We start from the raw sequence: 5721 nt of genomic DNA, 5'->3' as shown, positions 1-5721 counted from the left end.
CATTTACGTCATTTTCAAAAATACAGCATTTACGAGTGCACCTGCGGAATGTGGGTTCAAAGTCTTTGACAGCTTAAATATTATATGAAAAAGTTCTGAAAAAGTATTGTAACGACAGAATAACTTTGTCAAAAACGTGCTTAATTCTTAGGTAAATTCAATTATGAAACTGAAATAAGTTACACAATTGGAGTTAAAAATAATGCGCTTTTTTATAAAAGGTTATTTTGTGAGTATGTTGGCTGGAGTCGCAAGCTTAGTGGCGAACCAAGCTTTGGCAGTAACGGGGCCAGGAGCTACTATGAAGAATTCCTTTCCCCAAGATAATTCATGTTTAAGCACTTCGAGTTATGGGGGAATTATCAATAACTGTAGTTACAGTGTTCAAGTCGTAGGAACCCTGCAACTATCAACAGGTTCTCACCCAACGTCAGTCAGACTTTATGGAAATAATAGCTCGAACCTATCCCACTATTCTAAAAATCCCTACTTCTTTTCGTAAAATGTGCTTGAAAACCTTGATTTTTCGTTTTCATTTCTCAATAAGCTTAAGCTTTGTAGCACAAATATTATTAGTGGGATAGGTTCAGCTCGTGTCAAGCAGTTTCGATTAATGGTGTTGGAAACGGTGCCGCGTTTAGTTCTCTAGTTTATACTACTTCTGGTCCAAAAAATTGGCAAACCCTGAATCTTGGTACTCTTTCTGTATTTGATGGGCCTGATGGGAATAGCGAAACAGGTACACTTTTTAGGTGTTCGCTCGAAGCTGGTGGCATTATAGGCAATTTCACAGCAAAGTAAGGTTTCTGAAGGTATGATATTAGCCGTCATTGAATTTTTTAAATTGTAGTGCGATCGCGCTGTGGTGAAACAGCGCGGTCTTGTTTCTACTTATTCCCGCACAATAAACCAAACCGAACTAACCCGCGCTCATAACCGCGACGCATCAATCCCAGCGATAATGCTCCTTGAATGGTAGTCCAACCGGCATTGAGTAAGCCCCAAAGTGCTTGGGGAGTAAATGCCGAATCAATGACTACATTCCAAAAGGGAGCAACGGCGGTTGACCAATCGGCGGTGCGGATATTATTTAATGGAAGTTGACGTGCGATCGCTTCATACTCTGGTAAAGAAATCACATAAGGCAAACAATACACCCGATAAATATCCTGCAAATGCTTTTCTTCATCCGCCGTCAGTGGTAACTTATCAGTCGGTCGATGACACCAAGTCACCATAATTAACTTGCCATCAGGTTTCAATACCCGATAACATTCCTGGAGAAACTTAGTTTTATCTGGCATGTGTTCGCCGCTTTCCAGCGACCAAACCAAGTCAAAAGAATTATCAGCAAAGGGCATTGCTTGAGCATTGGCGACCTGAAACTGAGTTTTCAGACCCAAATTCGCTTCCGTTGCGCGTTCCGTTGCTCTCGCAGCTTGCACAGGACTTAAAGTAATTCCTGTAGCCTTAGCATTAAACTTTTCTGCCAGGTATAAAGAACTGCCACCAATGCCACAACCCACATCGAGGATATTTTCTGCTGCTTGTACCCCCGCCCAATTGAGCAGTTCCTCGATTAAATCAATTTGAGCTTGACGGCGGTCTTTTTTCTGGCTGCCATCGACACCGTAGTAGCCGTGGTGCATGTGTTCGCCCCAAATCTGTTCCCACAGACCAGAGGAAGCATCGTAGAACTGCTGAATTTGCTGGTAAAGTGTTGCACTCATGAAAAAAGTAGTATTGAGACGAAGTAGAATTCAAAAAAAACATACAGGTAAGGCTACCATGTATGTTTTTAATTAAATAAGGGTATTTTTAGTTCCAGAGAAAGTAAGCCAAGATTTATCCTCCTGGGAAAAATTTCTCACTTTTACCTTAATAAACTTTACTGAGTCGAATTTATGTCAATTCTTCCAAATCGGTCTACAGCTTAAAGAATCTGGCAACCCATTTTAAATCTGACTTTTTGAATTTTGAATTTTGAATTAATTATGACTGTCGCTCGCACAATTTGTTTGGGGTTTCTGGCTGTCATTGCTGTTGGTACTATCCTGTTGATGATGCCTTTTTCAACTAGCGATGGTACATGGAATAACCTGATTGTGGCACTATTTACCTCCACATCCGCAGTTTGTGTCACAGGTTTATCAGTAGTCGATCCTGGTACTTATTTTTCCTTTTGGGGTCAGGTATTTATTGCCCTATTAGCTCAGATTGGCGGATTGGGCTACATGACAACCACCACATTTCTGATTTTGCTCATTGGTCGTAAGTTTGATATGCGGCAAAAAATCGCCATTCAACAAGCTTTAGACCGACCAGGGATGAGTGGTAGCTCCCAAGTTATCCGTTCAATTATTGCCACAACTTTAATTTTTGAAATTACCGGAGTCTTCTTACTTCTACCAGCTTTTGTTCCAGAGTATGGGTGGAGTCAAGGGCTTTGGTTAGCGATTTTTCATAGCATCAATGCTTGGAATAATGCTGGGTTTAGTTTATTTAAAGATAACTTAATTGGTTATCAGTCATCCTTCTTAGTAGTCTTCACCATCTCTATGTTGATTATCTTTGGTGGAATTGGCTATCAGGTAATTTTGGAAATGTATCTTTGGTTGCGCGATCGCATTCACAAAAAAATTCAAACCCAAGTATTTACTCTGGATTTCAAAGTTGCAACCAGTACAACCATTATATTATTATTCATCGGAACAATAGCCTTTTTCTGTATAGAAATCAGAAACCCTGAAACATTTGGCTCTCTAAATTTCCGTGACCAGATATTAGTAGCTTGGTTCCAATCAGTTACTCCTAGAACTGCTGGTTTTAACACTATTGATATTAGCAAAATGACTACGGCTGGTCTATTTATTACGATTGCACTAATGTTTATTGGTGCAAGTCCAGGTGGAACAGGAGGAGGGATGAAAACAACAACTTTGAGAGTTCTAACCAGTTGTACGAAAACGATTCTTCGGGGGAAAGAAGAAGTTTTGTTGTACGATCGCAAGATAGCAATAACTTTAATTTTGAAAGCTGTAGGTGTGTTAGTAGGCTCGGTAGCGACCGTGATTTTCGCCACGATTTTAATTAGCCTCACAGATCCAACATTAGATTTTATTCAAATTTTGTTTGAAGTAGTATCAGCCTTCGCCACGGTGGGGCTTTCTACAGGCATTACAGGAACTATCTCTACAGCGGCAAAGCTGATCTTAATTGTCACGATGTATGTTGGCAGAGTAGGTGTTTTGCTACTGATGTCTGCCGTACTAGGAGATCCCCGTCCTACTAGAATTCACTATCCTGAAGAAAATTTACTCGTGGGATAGTTAGAGGAGAGGGCATACAGAGTGCGAGAGAAAAAATAACCAATGCCCAAACTGATAAAATATACATTCTAAGGCAAAAAATAAAATTTTTAATTCAAGCGGTATAAACGTTTTTTGCCCTAAATACAGGGAGCCATAATAAGGATAAAAAGGGTGAATCTGTCATCATTAAGTTTTTTTCGCAGTTTACGTAAAGATAACCAGCAATTTGCTGTAATTGGGTTAGGTCGCTTTGGAAGGTCTGTCTGTTACACACTGCACAATTTTGGTTATCAAGTGCTGGCAACAGATATTGATGAAAAACGAGTTTCAGAAGCATTGACCGAGGGAATAGTTGGTCATGCTTTGCAACTAGACTCTACAGAACCAGCCGCCCTCAAAGAAGCTGGAATTTTTGAATTTGATACTGTAATTGTCGCGATTGGCAACTACGTTCAAGAAAGCATCATAACCACCCTAAATGTGAAAGAGGCTGGTGTACCTCACGTAGTTGCTAAAGCTTCTAGTGAAGTTCATCGTAAACTGTTGCGGCGAGTAGGAGCAGATCATGTTGTTTTTCCTGAGTATGAAGCGGGTTGTGCCCTAGCGCGTACTCTTACCAAACCAGCAATTCTAGATCGGTTTGACCTCGACCCAGATAATAGTATTGTAGAGTTGATTGTGCCTGATGAATTTCACGGCAAAACCATCACCGAACTTCAACTTCGTAACCGCTACGGTTTAAATTTACTAGCAGTAAGCCAGGATGGGAAATTTCAAATTAATCCTGATGCTACCAAGCGTTTAGAGCGTGGTTCAGCAATGGTTGTTATTGGTTGCAATAAAGATATTAATCGTTTGCCGATTTAAAAAAGTTAGGAGTTAGGAATAAAAAGTTAGGAGTTCTGCCGTGTGCAACTTTTACTCAAACTTAATCTCCAAAACTTTTTAATAGAGAATAGACTTATTGCATAAATCAATGAGCTTTCACCCTAAATCCCTCTCCTAAGCTTGGGAGAGGGACTTTGAAATTCGTTCCCCTTTTCCCAAAATTGAGAGAAGGGGTTGGGAGATGTAGCAAGATCCCGCAGGGTGGGCAAATTTTGCATTTTTGCAAATCGCCTTAATTCTAAGTTTTTTATTGTCCGGGACTTGTTGAAGTGGATTGTGGTTCAACTGAGACAGGCACATCGCCAGGGTTCGCGGGCGTTTCTGGTTGATTTTGCGTCTGTGGCTCAGGTGTTTGTACTGTAGAATCTGAACTCTGAAAAGGAGTAGCTGTTTGACTGGCTTGAGGTTGCTGCTGCCCACTTTTCTGAGCAATTTGCTGCATTAACTGCTCAATTTTCTGGACTTGTTCAATGTTGCCTTGCTCACGATATTCATTGTGAGCGCGTTTCAAGACTCCACTGGCTTTTTTGAACTCGCCCTGATTATATAAAGTTACTCCCAAGTTATAGTAAACTGAGGCACTTTTTGGATTTAGGCGAATAGCTTGCCGATAAACAGAAATAGCCTCAGAAGCTTGACCATGCATTGCTAGCAAATTTGCCATATTGCTGTAGGCTGTGGCATTTTTAGGATCTAGCTTCAAAGCTTGGCGATAATTGGCGATCGCAGGCTCTATTTGACCTTGTTGTTGCAAGGCGATCGCTAAGTTAAGATAAGCATTGGCATTGCTGCCATCTAGATTAATTGCTTTTTGGTATGCAGCGATCGCTTCCTCTAACTTTCCTTGTTCATACAGCAACAAACCCAGATTATACAGCGCTGCCACCCTTGTGGAATCTATCACCAAGCTCTGGCGATAAGCCGTAATCGCTGCATCTTTTTCTCCTTGTCGATGCAACACTAACCCTAAGTTGTAATAAGCTTCGCTAAAATTGGGATTAACTTTTATCGCCTCTGTAAATTCTTGTAAAGCTACATCCAGGCGATTTTGCTCCATAAATATATTACCGAGAAAATTCCGTGCTACCCCAAGGTTAGGATCTCGCTGCAACGCTTGACGAAAGGCATATTCTGCACCTTGTAAGTCTTGGCGGTTATAGCGTGTGACTCCCTGCTGGAAAAAGCTAGCTGCTTCGAGATCCTGAGAAATTGCAGTTTCTGCCAGCAGCTTGCTAACTGGGAAATTAGTAATTGTCGGTGCAGCCAAGAGCAAAAATGCAGAACAGCCACCGAGTGTTACCTGACAAAATAAATTTAACCAATGAGAAAATAGGTATTTTTCAGACATTAATAGCAGACCTGTACTTATTTTTAACTCCTCATAAGTCAGAGTACCCACCACGAAAGAAAAAATTCCCAATTTCCAACTTTTAACTTCTAACTCTTGTGAACCTATCCCACTAATACCGAAATATGGTAATCTACTTCTCGTATGAGAGGGGTGTATCTGTGTATGGCTGGG

5 protein-coding genes are annotated in these 5721 nt (G+C 40.8%); 3 read left to right on the top strand and 2 right to left on the bottom strand.

Translation table 11 applies throughout. The annotated features are described in order from the left end of the window. Nucleotides 1-202: 202 nt before the first annotated feature. The gene (locus tag HWQ43_RS04715; RefSeq protein ID WP_292730790.1) at nucleotides 203-502 is read left to right on the top strand and encodes a hypothetical protein; all 300 of its coding nucleotides are present in this window, start codon (nucleotides 203-205) and stop codon (nucleotides 500-502) included. 385 nt (nucleotides 503-887) lie between these two features. Here HWQ43_RS04715 and HWQ43_RS04710 read toward each other — a convergent pair whose 3' ends face one another. Then, a complete protein-coding gene (locus HWQ43_RS04710; RefSeq protein WP_292730788.1) occupies nucleotides 888-1730 on the bottom strand; it encodes a methyltransferase domain-containing protein in 843 nt (280 codons plus the stop codon). 264 nt (nucleotides 1731-1994) lie between these two features. Between HWQ43_RS04710 and HWQ43_RS04705 the strand changes: the two genes are divergently transcribed. Further along, nucleotides 1995-3329: a TrkH family potassium uptake protein gene (locus HWQ43_RS04705; RefSeq protein WP_292730787.1), complete on the top strand. Its 1335-nt coding sequence runs from the start codon at nucleotides 1995-1997 to the stop codon at nucleotides 3327-3329. A gap of 153 nt (nucleotides 3330-3482) precedes the next feature. After that, the gene (locus HWQ43_RS04700; RefSeq protein WP_292730785.1) at nucleotides 3483-4178 is read left to right on the top strand and encodes a TrkA family potassium uptake protein; all 696 of its coding nucleotides are present in this window, start codon (nucleotides 3483-3485) and stop codon (nucleotides 4176-4178) included. A gap of 268 nt (nucleotides 4179-4446) precedes the next feature. On the opposite strand, the gene HWQ43_RS04695 is transcribed toward HWQ43_RS04700, so the two are convergent. Continuing rightward, entirely contained in the window at nucleotides 4447-5547 is a 1101-nt protein-coding gene (locus HWQ43_RS04695; RefSeq protein WP_292730792.1) for a tetratricopeptide repeat protein, read from the bottom strand. Between the last annotated feature and the right edge of the window lie 174 nt (nucleotides 5548-5721).

This window comes from Nostoc sp. JL31, from assembly GCF_017114965.1.
GTDB lineage: Bacteria > Cyanobacteriota > Cyanobacteriia > Cyanobacteriales > Nostocaceae > Nostoc > Nostoc punctiforme_A.
Note: the sequence above shows the minus strand (reverse complement) of the source record. Positions and strands in the feature narration are given on the sequence as shown.

What these genes read in the sequence shown, in the direction of transcription:
- HWQ43_RS04715 (WP_292730790.1), top strand. Translation starts at nt 203, where the DNA reads ATGCGCTTTTTTATAAAAGGTTATTTTGTGAGTATGTTGGCTGGAGTC.
- HWQ43_RS04710 (WP_292730788.1), bottom strand. Translation starts at nt 1,730, where the DNA reads ATGAGTGCAACACTTTACCAGCAAATTCAGCAGTTCTACGATGCTTCC.
- HWQ43_RS04705 (WP_292730787.1), top strand. Translation starts at nt 1,995, where the DNA reads ATGACTGTCGCTCGCACAATTTGTTTGGGGTTTCTGGCTGTCATTGCT.
- HWQ43_RS04695 (WP_292730792.1), bottom strand. Translation starts at nt 5,547, where the DNA reads ATGTCTGAAAAATACCTATTTTCTCATTGGTTAAATTTATTTTGTCAG.